Consider the following 19,281-nt stretch of genomic DNA (forward strand, 5'->3'; position numbering starts at 1 on the left):
GCCGGTGTCCGGGACGTCTGTCGCCCGGACACCGCGGCCCGGTTCACCGCTGCTCCGGGTGCCCCGGCCGTCGTCTCCGGCCGGGGCGCCCGCCGCTCCGTCGCCGCGGCCCGGGTCCTCCCTGATCCGGGCGCCGTGGCCCGAGGGGGCTCAGACCTCGTCGTCCTCCGGCTGCCGCACGTACCGCAGGACGCCCCACATGCTGCGCTCCAGCTCCTCGGTGGCCTCCTGCACCGGGTCCCGGCAGCTCTCCAGCTCCTTGTGCAGCGACTCGGCGTCGATGCCGGCGCCGATCAGGACGAGCTGGGTCCGGCGCTGCTCCCCGCGGGCCAGGCGCTGCGGCACGAAGCGCAGGAACCTGCCGACGGCGTGCAGGGTGTAGCGGTTGGCGGGATCGCCCGCGCCGAAGTCCACGAAGCCCTTGATCCGGTAGAGGCCCGGGGGCCTGGAGTCGAGGAACGCCATGAGGAGGCGGGGACTGAGCGGCACGTCGGAAGTGAAGGAGACGCTGTCGTAGGACGCGTGCAGGTGCTCCTCGTGCGCACGGTCGGCCTCGGGGAGCAGGTCCTCGAACGTCAGCTGACGGAAGGCGTCCTCCTCGTCGGGCCTCAGCACGGGGTCCAGGAGCAGCTCCGGGTCGATCCTCCCGTAGACCGAGCAGAGGACCGCCGCCCTCGGCCCGGCCTCGCCGACCGCCTCCCGCACGGCCCGCAGCCCGGCGTCGGTGACCCGGTCGGTCTTGTTCAGGACGACCAGGTCGGCGACCGCGAGGTGCCGGTCGATCTCGGGGTGGGTCTGCCGCGTGGCGGGGAACTCGGCGGCGTCGACGACCTCGACCAGCCCTCCGTACCGGATGCGCGGGTTGTCGCTGGCGAGCAGCATCCGCACGAGCTCCTGAGGTTCGGCGAGACCACTCGCCTCGATGACGATCACGTCCAGGCGGGCGGCCGGGGCGGTCAGCGTCTCCAGATGGACGTCGAGCTCGCTCGCGTCGACGGCGCAGCACAGGCAGCCGTTGCCCAGCGAGACCGTCGAACCGACCTGGCCGGAGACGGTCATGGCGTCGATCTCGATGGACCCGAAGTCGTTGACGACGACGCCGATCCGGTTCCCCGCCCTGTTGCGCAGCAGATGGTTGAGCAGGGTCGTCTTGCCGGATCCGAGGAATCCCGCCAGGACGACGACCGGGATCTGCGGGGCGGGGGGCGGAGTCAACGGGGCCTTCCTCGGGGTCGGTCAGCGTGCCGGTACGGGGCGCGGCGGCGGGGTGCCGACGTAGCGGGCCGCCGGGCGGATGATCTTCGAGTCCTCCGCCTGCTCCAGGATATTGGCGCTCCAGCCGACCATGCGCGCGGCACAGAAGGTGGGGGTGAACATCGCACGCGGCAGCCCGCAGAGCTCCATCACGACACCGGCGTAGAACTCCACGTTCGTGTGCAGGGCGCGGCCCGGCTTGAGCTCGGCGAGGATCGCCTCCACCTGGCGTTCCACCTCCACGGCGAAGTCGACGAGCGGGCCGCCGAAGCCCTGGGCGACCGAGCGGAGCATGCGTGAGCGCGGGTCCTCGGTGCGGTAGACGGGGTGTCCGAACCCCATGATCCGCTCCCCCGCGAGGACGCGTGCGCGGATCCAGCCGTCGATGCGGTCCGGGGTGCCGATGGCGTCCAGGGTGTCCAGCGCACGGCTGGGCGCCCCGCCGTGCAGGGGGCCGGAGAGCGCGCCGACGGCTCCGGTGAGGCAGGCGGCGACGTCGGCGCCGGTGGAGGCGATCACCCGGGCGGTGAAGGTGGAGGCGTTGAAGCCGTGTTCGACGGTGGAGACGAGGTAGCGCTCCACGGCCGCCGTCCGTGCGGGGTCCGGCTCCTCACCGGTGAGCATGTGGAGGTAGTTCGCCGCGAACGGGAGGTCGTCGCGCGGCTCGACCGGTTCCAGCCCCTGGCCGAGGCGGTACAGGGACGTCAGCACGGTGGGAACCGCGGCGCAGACCGCGAGGGCGTCCTCGCGGCGCCGGTCGGCGCCGATGTCGTACACCGGGCGGAATCCCGCCGAGGCACCGAGCAGCGACAGGGCGGTGCGCAGCCCGGCGAGCGGCCCGGAGACCGCACCGGCGCGGGCGATGGCGGGCAGCGCCGCGCGCACCTCGGCGGGCAGCCGGCGCAGGCCCGCGGTGCGGGCGGCGAAGGCGGCGCTCTCCGCCCGGCCGGGCAGCTCGCCGTGGAACATCAGGAACCAGACGTCCTCGAAGCTGCGGGTCTGCGCCAGCTCGATCGCCGAGTACTCCCGGTAGTGGTAGAAGCCCTCGCGCCCGCGGACGTCGCCGATTCCGGTGTCGGTGACGACCACGCCGGCGAGCCCCCGGGGCACGGCGGGCGGGGTGAGGTCGGTGTGCGGGTGCGGGGCGGACATGGCGGTCCTCTTCTCCATCGGCGCGTTGTACATTGATTCGACTGTTCATGATTGATGGAAATACTGTCAATATTGATTGAATCAATATGTAGGGAGGTCGGAGTTGATCCGTCCTCAACGGACACGGATACGGTGGGCGCCATGAGGCATGACTCGGCACCTCGGACCGGCGCGCAGGGCACGGACCCCGAGGGGCATCCGGAGGTCCGCAGGCTCACCACCCGGCAGGCCGCCGAGCGGCTCGGGGTGAAGCCGGAGACCGTGTACGCGTACGTGAGCCGGGGCCAGTTGGCCAGCACCCGGACCCCCGGCGGGCGCGGCAGCACCTTCGACGCCGCCGAGGTCGACGCGCTGGCCCGGCGCACCGGGCGCCGGGAGCCTCCGGCGGCCGCGGGGGGCGACCTGGTCTTCCGTACCGGCATCACGCTCGTCGAGCCGGACCGCTACTTCTTCCGCGGCGTCGACGCGACCGAGCTGGCCCGGCACCACGGCTTCGAGGAGGTCGCCGAGTGGATCTGGACGGGTGAGCTCCGGCCGGGCATCCGCTTCACGGCGGCGGCCGGGCCCCTGGCGGCGGCGCGGCTCACCGCCGCCTCGCTGCCGCGGCTCAGCAGTGCGACGGACCGGCTCCGCGCCGCGGTCGCCGCGGCCGCGGCCGCCGATCCGCTGCGGTTCGACCTCTCGCCGGAAGGGGTGCTCAACAGCGCCCGGAGCCTGATCCCCACCCTGGTCGGCGCACTGCCCCCGGCCGGGCGGCCCGCCGAGGGGGGTGAGGACGGAGGCGAGGACGAGGGTTCGCTCGCCGCCCGGCTGTGGCCGAAGCTCTCCGCGCGGCCCGCGGACGCCGCCGCACTGGCCGTGCTCGACACCGCGCTCGCCCTGCTGGCCGACCACGATCTCGCGGCGTCGACCCTGGCGGCGCGCGTCGCCGCGTCGACCCACGCCCATCCGTACGCCGTCGTCTCGGCGGGACTGGGCGTGCTGGAGGGCCCGCTGCACGGCGCCGCGAGCGGGCCGGCGCACCGCATGCTCTCCGAGGTGGTGGACCGCGGCGGAGCGGCTCCGGTCGTCGCGGACCACCTGCGCGCCGGCCGGCGGATCCCGGGGCTCGGGCACCGCCTCTACACCGGGGAGGATCCCCGGGCGACCGCACTGTTCGCCCTGCTGGACGCGATGCCGCAGGCGGCTCCGGCGATGGCGGCGGCCCGTGACGTGGTCGCGACCGCCGCACGCCACACCCCTCTGCACGCCAATGTCGACCTGGCGCTGGCCGCCTTCTCGGTCGCCTGCGGCATGCCCGCCCAGATGGGCGAGACGGTGTTCGCCGTGTCCCGCACCGCCGGCTGGCTCGCCCACGCGAGCGAGGAGTACGCGGAACCGCCGCTCCGGATGCGGCCGAGCGGGCAGTACGTCGGCCCACGACCGCCGCGGCGACTGCCGGAGCCGCGTCCCGTGGCGTCCGGCCCGGGCGCGAGTGGGTCGGGCGCCGGTGGGTCGGGCACGGACGAGTCACCCGCGGGGGGCACGAGCGGGTGAGACCGGGGCTCGGGCGGGGCGGTCGACCCCTCGGTCGGGGCCGCTCGGTGCGGCCGGGACGCATCGGTGCGGTGTGGCCGCGGGGGCCGGGTAGGGCGTGGGAGTGCCCTCGCGGTCAGAGCGCGGGCGCGGTGGGGGCCCGGGGCTCATCCGCGAGGCGTGCGGCACCCGCACACGAACCCGAGTCGCTGCAAAATAGCTACAGCTGGTGCAAGTTCTCGCCGACGCGCTGTCCGGGCAGCCGGGCCGTGGAACCGCGGACGACCAGTTCCGGCTCGAAGAGGAGCTCGTCGGACGGCACCGTGCGTCCCGCGATCTGTACCGAGAGGAGCTCCACGGCGGCCCTCCCCATGGCCTCGATCGGCTGGCGCACCGTGGTCAGCGGCGGCTCGGTGCAGTTCATGAACGCCGAGTCGTCGTAGCCGACGACGGAGACGTCGCCGGGCACCGACAGCCCCTTGCGGCGCGCCGCGCGGACCGCGCCCAGGGCCAGCGGGTCACTGGCGCAGATGATGCCGGTGACCCCCTGGTCGAGCAGCCGCGTGGCGGCGGCCTGCCCGCCCTCCAGCGAGAACATGGCGCGGGCCACCCACTCGTCCGGCACGGCCGCCCCGGACCGGGCGGCCAGCGCACGGGCGGCGGCGAGCTTGCGCTGCGAGGGCATGTGGTCGGCCGGGCCGAGCACGAAGCCGATCCGCTCGTGTCCGAGCGAGACGAGGTGGCGCCAGGCCTGTTCGACCGCCACCGAGTCGTCGCACGAGACGGCGGGGAATCCGAGGTGCGCTATGGCGGCGTTGATCAGGACGACGGGGATCTTGCGGTCGGCGAGCACCTTGTAGTGATCGTGCGGGGCGTCGGCCTGGGCGTACAGGCCGCCGGCGAACACCACCCCGGACACCTGCTGCTGGAGCAGGAGCTCGACGTAGTCGGCCTCGGACACCCCGCCCTTGGTCTGCGTACAGAGCACCGGGGTCAGGCCCTGCTGGGCCAGCGCGCTCCCGACCACTTCGGCGAAGGCCGGGAAGATCGGGTTCTGCAGCTCGGGCAGGACCAGCCCGACCAGCCGGGCCCGCTCGCCGCGGAGCTGGGTCGGGCGTTCGTAGCCGAGGACGTCCAGAGCGGAGAGGACGGCCTGCCGGGTGGCGTCGGAGACGCCCGGCTTGCCGTTGAGCACCCGGCTGACCGTGGCCTCGCTGACTCCGACCTTCTGGGCAACCTGAGCAAGTCGTCGCGTCATGAGCGCAAGATTAGCGCAAAAAACGCAAGAAGATTGCGTTGCGGCGGGTACCGGTGGAACGCTCACAGACGGAGGGCCCGGAGGCAAGGGGCCGGCCTCCCGCGCCCCGATCGACCGGCCGGCGGGAGCGCGCGGGCGACGGGCGGCGCATCACCGCCGGGCCGCGATCGTGCGGCGATTGCGCTGCGGTCGGCCGAGGGGGATTTCGGTCCGTACCCGTCGCCCCTTACCGTTCGTACGATGAGCGCCCCACCGACCACCCCGCGGGGACCGCGCCGGTTCGGCTGGCCGCAGCGGGTCTTCTCGCAGGTCCTGCTGATGCAGCTGGCCATCATCACCGGCGTCACGGTCCTCGTCACGGGCCTCTTCCTGGCTCCGCTGAGCGCCCAGCTGGACGACGAGGCGATGCGCCGCGCCCTGGCGATCGCCCAGAGCACGGCGGCGCAGCCGCAGATCGCCGCCTCGCTGCTGTCCACCGGGCCCCGGCCCGACGGCCCGGTCCAGACCGCGGCGGAACGGATCAGGCGGTCGACCGGTGCCGAGTACGTCGTGATCATGGACGAGCGGGGGGTGCGCTGGTCCCACACGGACACCTCCCGTATCGGAGGGGTGGTGTCCACCGACCCCAGTGCCGCTCTTGCCGGCAGGTCGGTGATGGAGATCGACAGCGGGACGCTGGGCCGCTCGGCGCGCGGGAAGGTACCGCTGCTCGACGCATCGGACCGGGTCGTCGGCGCCGTCTCGGTCGGCATCGCGTACGACAGTGTCCGCGCCCGGCTGCTGGCCGCGATCCCCGGACTGCTGGCCTACGCGGGCGGAGCACTCGCCGCGGGGGCGCTCGCCGCCTATCTGATCTCCCGCCGTCTCCAGCGGCAGACCCATGACCTGGCGTTCTCCGACATCTCGGCGCTCCTGACCGAACGCGAGGCCATGCTGCACAGCATTCGCGAGGGGGTCGTCGCACTGGACCGCACGGGGCGCATCCGTCTCCTGAACGACGAGGCGCAGCGGCTGCTGGGGCTCGGCCCCGGCACCGCGGGGATGCGCCTCGAGGAGGCGCTGGGCGTGGGCCGGACCACCGACGTGCTGGCCGGGAAGGTGGCCGGTGAGGACCTGGTGGCGGTCCGCGGCAGCCGGGTGCTGCTCGCGAACCGGATGCCGACCGAGGACGGCGGGGCCGTGGCCACCCTGCGCGACCGTACGGAGCTGGAGTACCTCGGCCGCGAACTGGACTCCACGCGGGGACTGATCGACGCGCTCCGGGCCCAGGACCACGAGCATGCCAACCGGCTGCACACGCTCCTGGGACTGCTGGAGCTGGAGATGCACGAGGAGGCGGTGGAGTTCGTCACCGAGGTCGTCGGCGTCCACCGGGCGACCGCCGAGCAGGTCACCGAGAAGGTCCAGGACCCCCTGCTGGCCTCGCTGCTGGTGGGCAAGGCCACCGTGGCGGCGGAGCGCGGCGTCTCGCTGCGGGTCGCGGAGGAGACCCTGCTGCCGGACCGGCTGGTGGATCCGCGCGGCCTCGTCACGGTCCTCGGCAACCTGGTCGACAACGCGCTGGACGCGGCAGCGGGGTCGGACGCCTCACGGATCGAGGTCGGGCTGAGGGCCGACGGCCGTACGGTGGTCCTGCGGGTGCGCGACAGCGGTCCCGGTGTACCGGCCGACGACCGCGACGCCATCTTCATGGAGGGCTGGTCGACCAAGGAACTCCCCGCACACGGAAAGCGCGGCCTGGGACTGCCGCTGGTGCGGCGGCTCGCGGAGCGGCAGGGAGGGAGCGTGTCCGTGTCGGCCTCCCCCGAGGGCGGGGCGCTCTTCACCGTCGTCCTGCCGGAGTCCCTGCGCGAACCGGACCGCCCCGACGACTCCGGTCCGGGCGGGAGCGGCCGGACCGGCAGTCCCGCCCCGGCCGACCCGCACGGGCCCGGCGGCACCCGCCCGGGCGTCGCACCGGCCGCCGTCCCGCCCCCGACATCAGGAGACACCCCGTGATCGACGTTCTGGTCGTGGACGACGACGTACGGGTCGCCCGGATCAACGCCGCCTACGTCGCCAAGGTGCCGGGCTTCAGGGTGGCCGCCGAGGCCCACTCGGCGGCCGAGGCCCTCGCACGGCTCGACGAGACGCCGGTCGACCTGATCCTGCTCGACCACTACCTGCCGGACCGCAACGGTCTCGCGGTGGTGAGGGAACTGCGCGGACTCGGCCACCACACCGACGTGATCATGGTGACGGCCGCGCGCGACGTCGCCACCGTGCAGGCGGCCATGCGTCACGGAGCGCTCCAGTACCTGGTGAAGCCGTTCGCCTTCGCCGGCCTCCGCACCAAACTGGAGGCGTACGCGGCGCTGCGCCGCGGCTTCGAGGGCGGCGGGGAGGCCGAGCAGACCGAGGTCGACCGCCTGTTCGGAGCCCTGTGGGCCACGGGCGGGTCCGACCTCCCGAAGGGGCACTCGACCACGACGGCGGAACTGGTCCGTCAGGCGCTGCGCACGGCGGCCGGGCCGCTCTCCGCACAGGAGATCGCGGAGAGCGCCGGAATGAGCCGGCAGACGGCACAGCGCTATCTGAAGCTGCTGGAACGCACGGGCAGGGTGCGGCTGTCCCTCAAGTACGGCGAGACGGGCCGCCCGGAACACCGGTACACCTGGGCGTCCGGCTCCTGACGATCACGTTGCGGCCCCGGCCCGCGCCCGTACCGTCAGGCCGCTCCCGCACCGGTCAGCGACCGGACCTCCGTCTCCGCGTGCTTGGCCGGGTCGGACGGCTCGGCCGAGGTGACCGTGCCGATCCAGCCGGCCAGGAAGCCCGCCGGGATCGACACCAGCCCGGGGTTCTCCAGCGGGAAGACCGCGAGGTCCACACCGGGGAAGAACGAGGTGGGGCTCCCCGAGACCACGGGCGAGAGCAGGACGAGCACCACCGCGGGAACCAGTCCGCCGTAGACGGACCAGACGGCTCCTCGGGTGGTGAAGTTCCGCCAGAACAGGGAGTAGAGCAGCACCGGGAGGTTCGCGGAGGCGGCGACCGCGAAGGCCAGACCCACCAGGAACGCGACGTTGAGGTCCTGGGCGAGGAGACCGAGCCCGATGGCGACCGCTCCGACGCCCACCGCGGCCACACGGGCCACGCCCACCTCACTGCGCGGCTCGGCGTCCGGCCGCCGGAACGAGGCGTAGAGGTCGTGGGCGACGGAGGCGGAGGAGGCCAGGGTGATCCCGGCGACCACGGCGAGGATCGTGGCGAAGGCCACGGCGGCCACGACAGCGAAAAGCACCGTGCCGCCGGTGGACCCCTCACCTCCCCCCAGGACGAGCGCGAGAAGCGGAACGGCCGTGTTCCCGGACGCGTTGGACGCCCTCACCTCGGCGGAACCGACGAGTGCGGCCGCCCCGAAGCCCAGCACCACGGTCATCAGGTAGAAGCTGCCGATGAGCCCGATGGACCAGACGACACTGTGCCGCGCCGCGCGCGCGGTGGGGACGGTGTAGAAGCGCGAGAGGATGTGCGGCAGGCCGGCCGTGCCGAGGACGAGCGCCAGCCCCAGGCTGACGAAGTCGAACCGGGCCGTCCAGCCGCCGCCGTACCGGAGCCCCGGGGCGAGGAAGTCGCCGCCGTGTCCGCTGCGCTGGGCGGCGGACGTGAGCAGGGCGTTGAAGTCCCCGTGGAACCGGACCAGCACGAGGACGGTGAGCGCGACGGCTCCGGCCATCAGCAGGACGGCCTTGACGATCTGGATCCAGGTGGTCGCCCGCATGCCGCCGAGCGACACGTAGACCACCATCAGCGCGCCCACCCCGACCACGGTCCAGGACCGGGCGGTGTCGCTGGTGCCGCCGAGCAGCAGCGCGACGAGGCTCCCCGCGCCCACCATCTGGGCCACCAGGTAGAGCACGGAGACGGTGACGGAGGAGGTGCCCACCGCCGTGCGGACCGGCCGCTCCGCCATGCGGGCGGCGACCACGTCGGCGAGGGTGAACCGGCCGCAGTTGCGGACGAGTTCGGCGACGAGCAGCAGGACCACGAGCCAGGCCACGAGAAACCCGACGGAGTACAGCATGCCGTCGTAGCCGAAGAGGGCGATGAGCCCCGAGATGCCGAGGAAGGACGCGGCGGACATGTAGTCGCCCGCGATGGCGAATCCGTTCTCCAGGGGCGAGAACAGCCGTCCGCCGGCGTAGAACTCCTCGGCGGATCCCTGCCGGTTGCGGCCGACCCAGGTGGTGATGCCGAGCGTCACGGCGACGAACGCGCTGAAGAGCAGCAGCGCCAGTGTCTGGTGGTCCCCTCTCACCGGCCGGCCCCTCGCGTCATCTCCTGGGTCTCCCAGCGCAGTTCCAGAGCCGCGCGGTCACGGTGAAGACGCGCGTGACGGGCGTAGGCCCAGGTGAGCAGGAACGTGGTGAGGAACTGCCCGAGACCGGCCACCATGGCCACGTTGAGCGCGCCGGCCACCGGACGCGCCATCAGGTCGTGCGCCGTGGTCGCCGCGATCACATAGGCGAGGTACCAGAGCAGGAAGGCCACTGCGGCCGGGACCACGAACCGTCGGTACCGACGGCGCACTTCGCGGAACGCCGGACTCTTCTGCACCTCCAGATAGATCTCGGCCGCCGTGCGGCTGCGCTGCTCCTCCGGCCGGGGCCGCTCGTCGGCCGCCACGGCGCCCGTGCCGTCCGGCCCGCCCCATCCGGTTGCCGGTACCTCGCACCACGGGTCGTCGAGCCGTAGCACGGCGCCGTCCGGCCCTGCTTCCTTCTCCACCAACAACTCCCTTGTCCACGAGCCTCTTCGGCCGCGTAGCCAAGAATGGGCAGACCGGGAACATCCCGGGCACTTCCTTCGCCGTGCTTCACCATTTCAGGTGACGGAAGTGCCAGGTGGGTGCGCGAGGCCCCGGCCGTACGCATAGCGCACGGCCCCCGTTCTGTCGCGTGCGCCCGTCTTGGCGAAGAGGTTGTTGATGTGGGTCTTCACCGTGGCCCGGGAGATGTGCAGGGCACGCGCGATCTCCGTGTTGGAGAGACCGTCCGCGATGTGGACCAGAACCTCGGCCTCTCGGGGAGTGAGCCCGTCGGGCAGCTCCGAGGCGGACGGCGCCACGAACTCGGCGGCCGGGGCGGTCACCCGCTCCAGGAGCCGGCTCTGCACGTCCGGTGAGAGCCCCACCTCGCCGGCGACCACGGCCACGATGGCCTGGGCGATCTCCTCCCCGCCGGCGTCCTTGGTGAGATAGCCCCGCGCGCCCGCCCGAAGTGCGCTGAACAGGGATTCGTCGTCGTCGAAGGTGGTGAGGACGACCACCTGGGTCCCGGGGTGCTCCCTGCGGATCCGGCGTGTGGCCTCGACGCCGTCGCAGCGGGGCATCCTCAGGTCCATGAGGACCACATCGGGCGCCTTCTCCGCGACCAGGGCGACCGCCTCGTCGCCGTCCTTCGCGGCCCCGACCACGTCGATCCCGGGCAGCAGGCCCAGCAGCATGACGATGCCCTCGCGCACCACCGACTGGTCGTCGGCGACCACCACCCGCGCACTCACGCGGGCACCCGCAGACTCACCACGAAGCCCTCCTCGCCCGGGCCTGCCTCCAGCGTCCCGCCGAGCAGTTCGGCGCGCTCCCGCATCCCCGTCAGACCGTAGCCGGAGCCACTGACAGCGAGCTCGCCCGCCGGGCGGTGGCCCCCGGCGTCCCGCACCTCCAGGACGACCGCGTCCGGCCGGTACTCCAGACGGACGGAGACGGACGCCCCCGGAGCGTGCTTGCGGGTGTTGGTCAATGCCTCCTGGGCCACCCTCCGCACCGTCTGCGAGGCCTCCGCGGTCAGCTCCCTCCGCTCGCCCACGACCGAGATCCCGGCCGGCCCGTCGGCGACGAGGTGGCGCAGGAAGTCCTCCACCGGTGTCATCTCGCCCCGCAGGGCGGACAGCGCCTGGCGGGTCTCCGCGAGGCCCTCCCGGGCCATGGAGCGTGCCGCCACGACCCTCTCCAGCACCTGGTCGCGGAATGCGGCCGACGGCTCGCGCTCGATCAGCAGCCGGGCCGCCTCCAGGTGCACCAGCTGGGCGGAGAGGCTGTGCGCCAGGACATCGTGGATCTCGCGGGCGATCCTGGACCGCTCGGCCAGCGCCGCCGCTCCGGCCTCCGCCTCCCGCGCGGCCCGCTCCTGGGCGAGCAGACGGCGTGCGCTGCCGCGAGCCTCGGCGTCCAGCCTCAGCACGTACCCGCCGAGGCACAGGCTGCCCGTGGTGATCACGGTCGTCAGCCACCCGTCCCCCTCGACGACGGCATAGGCGAGCAGGGCCGCCGCCGTGAAAGGAACCGCGGCGACCAGCGGGAGCCTCACCAGGGCCACCACGGCGCATCCGCACCAGAGCGCGGCGGCAAGCACACCGGCGCCCGCCGCCAGGGCCCCGACCGCGGCCGCCGTCAGCAGCACCAGGAACCCGAGGGACGGCAGGAGCCGGTGGCCCCTGGTGCTGAGCAGGAACGCTCTGCCCGCCACCACGCAGCCCGCCGACAGCACCAGACTGACGCCGATCTGCCAGAGCGCGGCATCTCCGACCGCGAAGGCCTTCCAGAGGAGGCCGAGGAACACGGCGCTCCACACGAAGCATCCGATCAGTGCCCGGGACCTGGCACGGGGAGCCCGGGTGAGAGCCTCCTCGGAAGGCCAGCTCGTCCACGTGCTGCGGTTCACGCCCCGCCCTTCGACATGGCCGGCACGGCTGCCGCAGAGGCGCCGCCGGCCCCGTGGCCCGGGGCGACACCGCACTGCTCCCGCATCTGCCCGGCCCGCAGGGCGAGGATCCCGCTCCGGGCGAAGAGCATCGCCGCGAGCGATATGAGCAGGGCCCCGGTCCCCTGGTGCACACCGAGCAGAACGGCGGCCACGGCCGGAGCGGCACGCAGGGCGATCCCGCCCGCCCACACGAAGGCGGTGGCCCTGGTGCCGCGGCTCCAGAGGGAGCCGTCCGGCCCCTGCCACAACCGGGTGGTCCAGCCCCATCCCGCACCGGTGACCAGCCCCACCACGAGCCCCGCGCCCAGCATCGCCGCCGACACCGCCTCGTGACGGAGGTCGAGGACCCCGTCGGCGCGCAGGGCGACCACCAGCAGGATCACCGGCAGCACCCACCACCGCTTCCCGTCCCCGACCCGCCGGGCCGAGAGCTGCCGCACGACGACGAACACGGCGACCGCGACGGTCACCAGGATGTCGAGAAGCTCTGCCATGGAAGCCTCCGTATGGCGTGAAGAGGTGAGGTCTTCGACGCTACGGAGGCGCGGGGATCATGGGATCGGCTCCTGGGCCGACCGTGGGTGGAGAAAACGTCTCCACCCACGGGTGCAGTGCCTCAGACGTCGATGCGCGAGCGGTCGAGGGTGGCCGCCGAGCTGGTGATGAACTCCTTGCGCGGGGCGACCTCGTTCCCCATGAGCAGATCGAAGATCTGCTCGGAGGACTCCAGGTCACCGATGTTGATCCGGCGCAGGGTGCGGTGGCGGGGATCCATGGTGGTCTCCGCCAGCTGGTCCGCGTCCATCTCGCCGAGACCCTTGTAGCGCTGGATCGAGTCCTTGAACCGGACATTCTTCCGCTGGAGCTCCAGCAGGGTCTGCCGGAGCTCGTTGTCGGAGTAGGTGTAGACGTACTTGTCCTGGCCCTTCTTGGGCTGGACGAGCTCGATCCGGTGCAGCGGGGGCACGGCCGCGAAGACCCGCCCCGCCTCGACCATCGGCCGCATGTAGCGCTGGAACAGCGTGAGCAGCAGCGTCCGGATGTGCGAACCGTCGACATCGGCGTCCGTCATCATGATGACCTTGCCGTAGCGCGCCGCGTCGATGTCGAAGGTGCGCCCGGAGCCCGCTCCTATGACCTGGATGATGGCCCCGCACTCGGCGTTCTTGAGCATGTCGGAGACAGACGACTTCTGGACGTTGAGGATCTTCCCCCGGATCGGCAGCAGGGCCTGGAACTCGCTGTTGCGTGCGAGCTTCGCGGTGCCCAGGGCCGAGTCGCCCTCCACGATGAAAAGCTCGCTGCGCTCGACGTCGTCGCTCCGGCAGTCGGCGAGCTTGGCGGGCAGTGAGGAGGACTCGAGCGCGGTCTTGCGGCGCTGGGCGTCCTTGTGCTGGCGCGCGGCGATGCGGGTGCGTGCCGCGGCCACCGCCTTGTCCAGCACCGCCCTCGCCTGGGCCTTGGCGTCGCGCTTCGTGGACGTCAGGAACGCCTTGAGCTCCTTGGCGACCACGTTGGCGACGATCCGGTTGGCCGCCGAGGTGCCGAGCACCTCCTTGGTCTGCCCCTCGAACTGCGGCTCCGCGAGACGTACGGTGACGACCGCGGTCAGGCCCTCCAGCGCGTCGTCCTTGACGATGTCGTCCTCGGCGACACGCAGCAGCTTGGCCGAGCGGAGCACCTCGTTCACCGTCTTGGTGAGGGACCGCTCGAATCCGGTGACGTGCGTGCCGCCCTTGGGGGTGGCGATGATGTTGACGAAGGACTTGAGGTTCGTGTCGTAGCCCGTGCCCCAGCGCAGGGCGATGTCGACGCCGAGCTCACGGGTGACCTCCGTCGCCGTCATGTGCCCGCGGTCGTCGAGGACCGGCACGGTCTCCTTGAACGTTCCCGTGCCGCTCAGGCGCTGGACGTCGCAGACGGCCTTGTCCTGCGCCAGGTACTCGCAGAACTCGCTGATTCCGCCGTCGAAGCGGAAGGTCTCCTCCGTCTTTCCCTCGCCGTCGATGCCCCGTTCGTCGCGCACGACGATGGTGAGGCCGGGCACGAGGAACGCGGTCTGGCGTGCCCGCTGGTACAGCGTCTCCAGGTTGAGCTTCGCGTCCTTGAGGAAGATCTGCCGGTCCGCCCAGTACCGCACCCGGGTACCGGTACGCGTCTTCGGTACGCGCTTGCCCTTGCGGAGGCCGTTGGCGGGGTCGAAGGGGCTGTCCGGGCCCTGTTCGGTGAACATGCCCGGGACACCGCGCCGGAAACTGATGGAGTGGGTGGCGCTGCTCCGGTCGACCTCGACGTCCAGCCGGGCGGAGAGCGCGTTCACGACCGAGGCGCCGACGCCGTGCAGGCCGCCCGACGCCGCGTAGGAGCCGCCGCCGAACTTTCCGCCGGCGTGCAGCTTGGTCATGACGACCTCGATGCCGGAGAGCCCGGTCTTGGGCTCCACGTCCACGGGAATGCCCCGGCCGTTGTCCCGGACCTCGACGGAGGCGTCGTCGTGGAGGATGACCTCGATGGTGTCGCAGTAGCCGCCGAGAGCCTCGTCGACGGAGTTGTCGATGATCTCCCAGAGGCAGTGCATGAGTCCGCGGCTGTCCGTGGACCCGATGTACATCCCGGGGCGCTTGCGGACCGCTTCGAGCCCTTCGAGGACGAGAAGGTGCCGCGCGGTGTAGTTGGAGCTGTCCCTGTCTGAGCCGCCTGCTCCGGTCAGCAGCGCAGTGGACGGCACGGAATCGGCGGTCACGCGGTTCGCTCCTCGCTGAATTTCATTGGGGGCCCGGTGGGTGGCGGGCTCGGCCTCGGTGGCCGCTGAGAGCCTACCGAGGCCTGGTAGAGCGGTTGTAACGCCACCCAGGGGGAATCCTCATGCTAGTGCAGCCTCGCATGCACGTTCGATCATTCGTAGGAGTGACGCTCACATCACGTTCCCTTTGAGGCATGAACCATTTAGGCTCCGGGCACGTCCTCATGAACAACCGGCAACCCAGCCGGGGGACCGGCCCACACAAGCAACGCGAAACCGTAGCGCTACGCAATACGGCACATTCGCCGCCAACCGGCGACAGACAGCCATCCTGAGAAGAAGTTTCAAGGAAATGCCACGAGCGGGAACGTTTTCGGCCTGGTTGGATGTTGACCCTGGTACGACAGCTCGTCGAGCTAGAGAAGAGGCGACGTGACTACTGTTCTGACCCCCGCGAGCCCGCTGACCGCAGCAGACCGCTGTGACCGTTGCGGCGCCCAGGCCTATCTGCGCGTCGTCCTCATCAGTGGCGGTGAACTGCTCTTCTGCGCCCACCACGGGCGCAAGTTCGAGCCGGAACTCAAGAAGATCGCCGCGGAAATACAGGATGAGACGGATCGGCTCACTGCCGTGCAGGCAAGTGCGGCCGACGAGGAACAACACTGACACCTCGCATCCACGACGAGCCATGGGCCCGGTCCAGGACCGGCCGACGGGCGGCCTTCCCCAGGGAAGGCCGCCCGTTCTCACACCCGTGGGAGGGTTTTCACCGCGACGTGGCACGGCGACCCGCTCCGGCGGGCCGCCGCTGAAGCGTGCGTGGGCACCGGGACGTCGGCCCCACCCTCAGCTGAGGCCTTCCATCCACCGGATGGCGGCAGACACCCGGGTGTACACCCCGGGGCTGTCGGGGCTGCCGCAGCCGCTCCCCCAGGAGACGAGCCCGACGAGGCGCCCACGGGCCACCAGCGGGCCTCCGCTGTCCCCCTGGCATGCATCCCGCCCGCCCGCCGTGTCACCGGCGCAGAGCATCGATGAAGCGTCGTACGCGACCTGTGTGCCGCCGGGGTAGGCCCGGGCGCAGTCGCTGTCCGGCATCAGCCGGACCGTGGCGGCCCGCAGCCGGGACGCGTAGGACCCGTAACCGGTCGTGTCGCCCCAGCCGTACACCGTCGCCGCGGTACCCGGCTCGTAGGCGGAGCTGCCGGCACCCGCCATGGGGATGTCGCTGCCCTCGGGCAGCGCGCGGGCCAGAGTGAGGACCGCGAGGTCACCGACGTTCGTGCGCGGGTTGTAACCGGGGTTGACCCAGGTCGAGCGGACGGGGATCTCCTGGCCCCCGGGCCCGTCGAGCTCGTCCCGCCCTGCGATGACCCGGAGGTCTCCGACCTCCGGGGCGGTGGTCCCCAGGACGTCCTCCCTCAGGCAGTGGGCCGCCGTCAGCACCTTGGTGGGCCCGACGGCCACGCCGCCGCAGAACTGACCGGCCCGGGTTCCTCCGAACCGGTCACGGCTCGACAGCGCCACGGCCCAGGGACTGTCCGCGACGGACACCGGCTTCCCCCCGACGATGATGCTGTCCGCCGCCGCGGGGACCGGGGAGACGAGCGGTATCACCGCCGCGGCGACCGCGAGCGAGCAGGCGGCAGGCAGGACACGGGCCGTGGTGCGGGGCATGGGGGCTCCTTACGCCGAGGTGAGCAGTGCCCACTCAGCGTCATCCGACCCGGTGTCCGCCGCACGCGGACATGGGCCGGGGTCCGGAACCCGCGGAGGTTCCGGACCCCGGCCCGTGCCGGCACGGACGGCCTAGTCGAGGTAGTCGCGCAGCACCTGCGAACGCGACGGGTGGCGCAGCTTCGACATCGTCTTGGACTCGATCTGACGGATGCGCTCACGCGTCACCCCGTAGACCTTGCCGATCTCGTCCAGCGTCTTCGGCTGGCCGTCGGTGAGACCGAAGCGCATCGAGACCACACCGGCCTCGCGCTCGGAGAGCGTGTCGAGCACGGAGTGCAGCTGCTCCTGGAGCAGCGTGAAGCTGACCGCGTCCGCGGGCACGACGGCCTCGGAGTCCTCGATCAGGTCTCCGAACTCGCTGTCGCCGTCCTCACCCAGCGGGGTGTGGAGCGAGATCGGCTCGCGGCCGTACTTCTGGACCTCGATGACCTTCTCGGGGGTCATGTCGAGCTCCTTGGCCAGCTCCTCCGGGGTGGGCTCGCGGCCCAGGTCCTGGAGCATCTGGCGCTGCACCCGCGCGAGCTTGTTGATGACCTCGACCATGTGCACCGGGATACGGATGGTGCGGGCCTGGTCGGCCATGGCGCGGGTGATCGCCTGGCGGATCCACCAGGTGGCGTACGTGGAGAACTTGTAGCCCTTGGTGTAGTCGAACTTCTCGACCGCACGGATCAGACCGAGGTTGCCCTCCTGGATGAGGTCCAGGAAGAGCATGCCGCGGCCGGTGTAGCGCTTGGCCAGCGAGACCACGAGGCGGAGGTTGGCCTCCAGCAGGTGGTTCTTGGCACGGCGGCCGTCCTCGGCGATGATCTCCAGCTCGCGCTTGAGCTTCGGCGCGAGCTTGTCGGAGTTCGCCAGCTTGTCCTCGGCGAAGAGCCCGGCCTCGATGCGCTTGGCGAGCTCGACCTCCTGCTCGGCGTTGAGGAGGGGAACCTTGCCGATCTGCTTCAGGTAGTCCTTGACCGGGTCGGCCGTGGCGCCGGCGACGGCGACCTGCTGCGCGGGCGCGTCGTCCTCGTCGTCGTCGGAGAGGACGAAGCCCTTGTTCTCGCCCTCGCCCTCCTCTTCCTCGCCCTTGCCGGCCTTCACCTCCTCGACCGGCTCATCGCCGTCGAGGAGTTCGTCGTCCTGCTTGCCGGTCTTCTTCGCCGCGGTCTTCTTGACCGCGGCCTTCTTGGCGGTGGCCTTCTTGGCGACCGTCTTCTTGGCCGCCACCTTCTTCGCGGGAGCGGCGGCGGGGGCGTCGTCGGCCACCACGTCCGCGCTCGGGGCGGCAGGGGCGGCGGACGGTGCCGCGACGGTCCGCGTCACGGTCGTCTTCGCCGCGACCGTCTTGGTGGCGGTGCGCTTGACCGGGCTCTTCGCTGCGACGCTCTTGCGGGCGCGCTTCGGCGACTCCGCGGCACTGACCATCAGCGTCACACCCTCTTCCTCGAGGATCTGGTTGAGGCTGCGCAGAACATTCTTCCACTGGGTTGGCGGAATCTGGTCAGCCTCGAAGGCCCGACGCACGTCGTCGCCGGCGATCTGCCCATCAGCCTTTCCCCGCTCGATGAGCGCCATCACAGACTCGGACTCGGCGATCTCCGGCGGGAGCGTACGGGATGTGCTGGCCGACACGAACAACCTCTCGGAACGATGGAAACGGCTTCCGGCCCGGCCCTGGAGAGGGCTGGAACCGACGACCGCCGGCAGGGGATGTCGCCGACGTCGCGGGCTTGGCCTCAGAACTGCACAGCGCACTGCGTGGCTGCTGTATTCCTTCCGCGGCGGTCACCTCTTAGGTCATCGCACTGTTTCGAGGAGTGTTACGCCCAATTCGCGTGGCCCCAGTCACACCTCATTCGCGACAAACAGCACGAGAGGTCACATTTCCGTGTAATCATGCCGCCGGACCGCTCGGGCCCGGCGGCACACGGTCCGTATACCCGGTCTCGCGGCACTCAGTGCTCGCGCGGCGCGGGAACCACCCGATCTCCGTCGGTGTGGCCGATCAGCAGCTGCCGCATGGCGGTCTCGGCGCCGGCGGAGTCGCCCGATGCGAGCGCGTCGACAATGCGCGCGTGGTGTCCGAGGGACGCCTCGGCGGGGCGGTCACAGCCGGTGACCGGGCCACCGGACACGTGCAGAGCCGCGGAGACGATCCCGGAAAGGTGCTCGAGCATGCGGTTTCCCGCTGCCTGGATCAGCAGGGCGTGGAACTCCGCATCGGCACGGGAGAAGGTGATGGCGTCCCCCTGCCCCATCGCGTGCCCCATGATCTCGATCATGTCGCCGAGGCGCTGCTGGATGTCCTCGCGTCCGTGCCCTGCGGCCAGCCGGGCGGCGAGCGGCTCGATGGTCCACCGGAGATCGTCGAGTTCGCGGCGCTGGTCGTCGCGCTGCGGGCCGAAGGCGCGCCACTCGATGATGTCGGGATCCAGCAGATTCCAGTCACTCACCGGCCGGACCCTGGTGCCCACATTGGGCCGGGCGCTGACCAGGCCCTTGGCCTCGAGAACGCGGAGGGACTCCCTCACCACGGTGCGCGAGACCTCGAATCGCTGCCCGATCTCCTCCGGGACGAGCGGGCGGTCGGCACCGAGGTCACCCGAAACGATCATCTGACCCAGCTGCTGGACCAGTTGGCCGTGAAGTCCGCGGCCACGACTGGCCGTGCCGCGTCGGCTCGCCCGCCCCAGTTCGGATTCGGCGCCCGCCCAGGAACGGGCGGCGGAGCGCTCGCCGGCCGGCGCCTCCGCGTAGGGGTAGCGGTCGAGTTCGCCCGGGCCGGCAAGGCCGGAATCGGCGGAGCGGGCGGCGGTCATCATGGTGTGCGCAAGGGTACTCACGCATCCTTTTTCGGCGCGGCTCAGCGACCCCTTGAGGTCTTT

General features: G+C 71.7%; 16 protein-coding genes. 4 read left to right on the forward strand and 12 right to left on the reverse strand.

What is annotated here, in order from left to right; all coding sequences use genetic code 11:
• Nucleotides 1–150: 150 nt before the first annotated feature.
• Nucleotides 151–1,215: a GTP-binding protein gene (locus ABZ172_RS26115; RefSeq protein WP_356887062.1), complete on the reverse strand. Its 1,065-nt coding sequence runs from the start codon at nt 1,213–1,215 to the stop codon at nt 151–153.
• Nucleotides 1,216–1,236: 21 nt separating this feature from the next.
• Complete coding sequence (locus ABZ172_RS26120; RefSeq protein ID WP_356887064.1) at nt 1,237–2,424, reverse strand: citrate synthase/methylcitrate synthase; 1,188 nt, start codon at nt 2,422–2,424, stop codon at nt 1,237–1,239.
• Between the two features lie 123 nt (nt 2,425–2,547).
• On the opposite strand from ABZ172_RS26120, the gene ABZ172_RS26125 reads away from it, so the two are divergent.
• Nucleotides 2,548–3,942: a citrate synthase gene (locus tag ABZ172_RS26125; RefSeq protein ID WP_356887066.1), complete on the forward strand. Its 1,395-nt coding sequence runs from the start codon at nt 2,548–2,550 to the stop codon at nt 3,940–3,942.
• A 199-nt stretch (nt 3,943–4,141) separates the two neighbouring features.
• On the opposite strand, the gene ABZ172_RS26130 is transcribed toward ABZ172_RS26125, so the two are convergent.
• Nucleotides 4,142–5,179 (reverse strand): LacI family DNA-binding transcriptional regulator, encoded by a 1,038-nt coding sequence (locus tag ABZ172_RS26130; RefSeq protein ID WP_356887068.1) that lies wholly within the window; start codon nt 5,177–5,179, stop codon nt 4,142–4,144.
• Nucleotides 5,180–5,419: 240 nt separating this feature from the next.
• On the opposite strand from ABZ172_RS26130, the gene ABZ172_RS26135 reads away from it, so the two are divergent.
• Together ABZ172_RS26135 and ABZ172_RS26140 are read left to right on the forward strand one after the other, a co-directional pair.
• Nucleotides 5,420–7,177: a sensor histidine kinase gene (locus tag ABZ172_RS26135; protein WP_356887070.1), complete on the forward strand. Its 1,758-nt coding sequence runs from the start codon at nt 5,420–5,422 to the stop codon at nt 7,175–7,177.
• Nucleotides 7,174–7,851, forward strand: a complete 678-nt coding sequence (locus ABZ172_RS26140; RefSeq protein ID WP_356887072.1) for a response regulator — start codon at nt 7,174–7,176, stop codon at nt 7,849–7,851. The genes ABZ172_RS26135 and ABZ172_RS26140 overlap by 4 nt, the downstream gene beginning before the upstream one ends.
• A 35-nt stretch (nt 7,852–7,886) precedes the next feature.
• Here the strand turns inward: ABZ172_RS26140 and ABZ172_RS26145 are convergent, their stop codons facing one another.
• The 6 genes from ABZ172_RS26145 to ABZ172_RS26170 all read right to left on the reverse strand — a co-directional run bounded on the left by ABZ172_RS26145 (nt 7,887) and on the right by ABZ172_RS26170 (nt 14,668).
• Nucleotides 7,887–9,479: a cation acetate symporter gene (locus tag ABZ172_RS26145; protein ID WP_356887074.1), complete on the reverse strand. Its 1,593-nt coding sequence runs from the start codon at nt 9,477–9,479 to the stop codon at nt 7,887–7,889.
• On the reverse strand, nt 9,476–9,949 hold the full coding sequence (locus ABZ172_RS26150) for a DUF485 domain-containing protein (RefSeq protein WP_356887076.1): 474 nt from the start codon (nt 9,947–9,949) through the stop codon (nt 9,476–9,478). Before ABZ172_RS26150 ends, ABZ172_RS26145 begins: the two co-directional genes overlap by 4 nt.
• A gap of 96 nt (nt 9,950–10,045) precedes the next feature.
• Complete coding sequence (locus ABZ172_RS26155) at nt 10,046–10,723, reverse strand: response regulator transcription factor (protein ID WP_356887078.1); 678 nt, start codon at nt 10,721–10,723, stop codon at nt 10,046–10,048.
• Nucleotides 10,720–11,883: a histidine kinase gene (locus ABZ172_RS26160; RefSeq protein WP_356887080.1), complete on the reverse strand. Its 1,164-nt coding sequence runs from the start codon at nt 11,881–11,883 to the stop codon at nt 10,720–10,722. The genes ABZ172_RS26155 and ABZ172_RS26160 overlap by 4 nt, the downstream gene beginning before the upstream one ends.
• Nucleotides 11,880–12,419, reverse strand: a complete 540-nt coding sequence (locus ABZ172_RS26165; RefSeq protein WP_356887082.1) for a DUF1453 domain-containing protein — start codon at nt 12,417–12,419, stop codon at nt 11,880–11,882. Before ABZ172_RS26165 ends, ABZ172_RS26160 begins: the two co-directional genes overlap by 4 nt.
• Before the next feature lie 122 nt (nt 12,420–12,541).
• On the reverse strand, nt 12,542–14,668 hold the full coding sequence (locus ABZ172_RS26170) for a DNA topoisomerase IV subunit B (protein WP_356887084.1): 2,127 nt from the start codon (nt 14,666–14,668) through the stop codon (nt 12,542–12,544).
• 432 nt (nt 14,669–15,100) lie between these two features.
• Between ABZ172_RS26170 and ABZ172_RS26175 the strand changes: the two genes are divergently transcribed.
• Nucleotides 15,101–15,334, forward strand: coding sequence for a hypothetical protein (locus ABZ172_RS26175; RefSeq protein ID WP_014153643.1), 234 nt, complete (start codon nt 15,101–15,103; stop codon nt 15,332–15,334).
• 180 nt (nt 15,335–15,514) lie between these two features.
• On the opposite strand, the gene ABZ172_RS26180 is transcribed toward ABZ172_RS26175, so the two are convergent.
• The 3 genes from ABZ172_RS26180 to ABZ172_RS26190 all read right to left on the reverse strand — a co-directional run bounded on the left by ABZ172_RS26180 (nt 15,515) and on the right by ABZ172_RS26190 (nt 19,239).
• A complete protein-coding gene (locus tag ABZ172_RS26180; RefSeq protein ID WP_356887087.1) occupies nt 15,515–16,345 on the reverse strand; it encodes a serine protease in 831 nt (276 codons plus the stop codon).
• A gap of 132 nt (nt 16,346–16,477) precedes the next feature.
• Complete coding sequence (locus ABZ172_RS26185) at nt 16,478–18,028, reverse strand: RNA polymerase sigma factor (protein ID WP_356887089.1); 1,551 nt, start codon at nt 18,026–18,028, stop codon at nt 16,478–16,480.
• Nucleotides 18,029–18,351: 323 nt separating this feature from the next.
• Nucleotides 18,352–19,239 carry a FadR/GntR family transcriptional regulator gene (locus ABZ172_RS26190; protein WP_356887132.1) on the reverse strand — a complete coding sequence of 296 codons (888 nt, stop codon included), beginning with the start codon at nt 19,237–19,239 and terminating at the stop codon, nt 18,352–18,354.
• Nucleotides 19,240–19,281 lie beyond the last annotated feature (42 nt).

Origin of the sequence: Streptomyces sp. NPDC006296 (assembly GCF_040613235.1) — a bacterium.
In the GTDB taxonomy this organism is placed as follows: domain Bacteria; phylum Actinomycetota; class Actinomycetes; order Streptomycetales; family Streptomycetaceae; genus Streptomyces.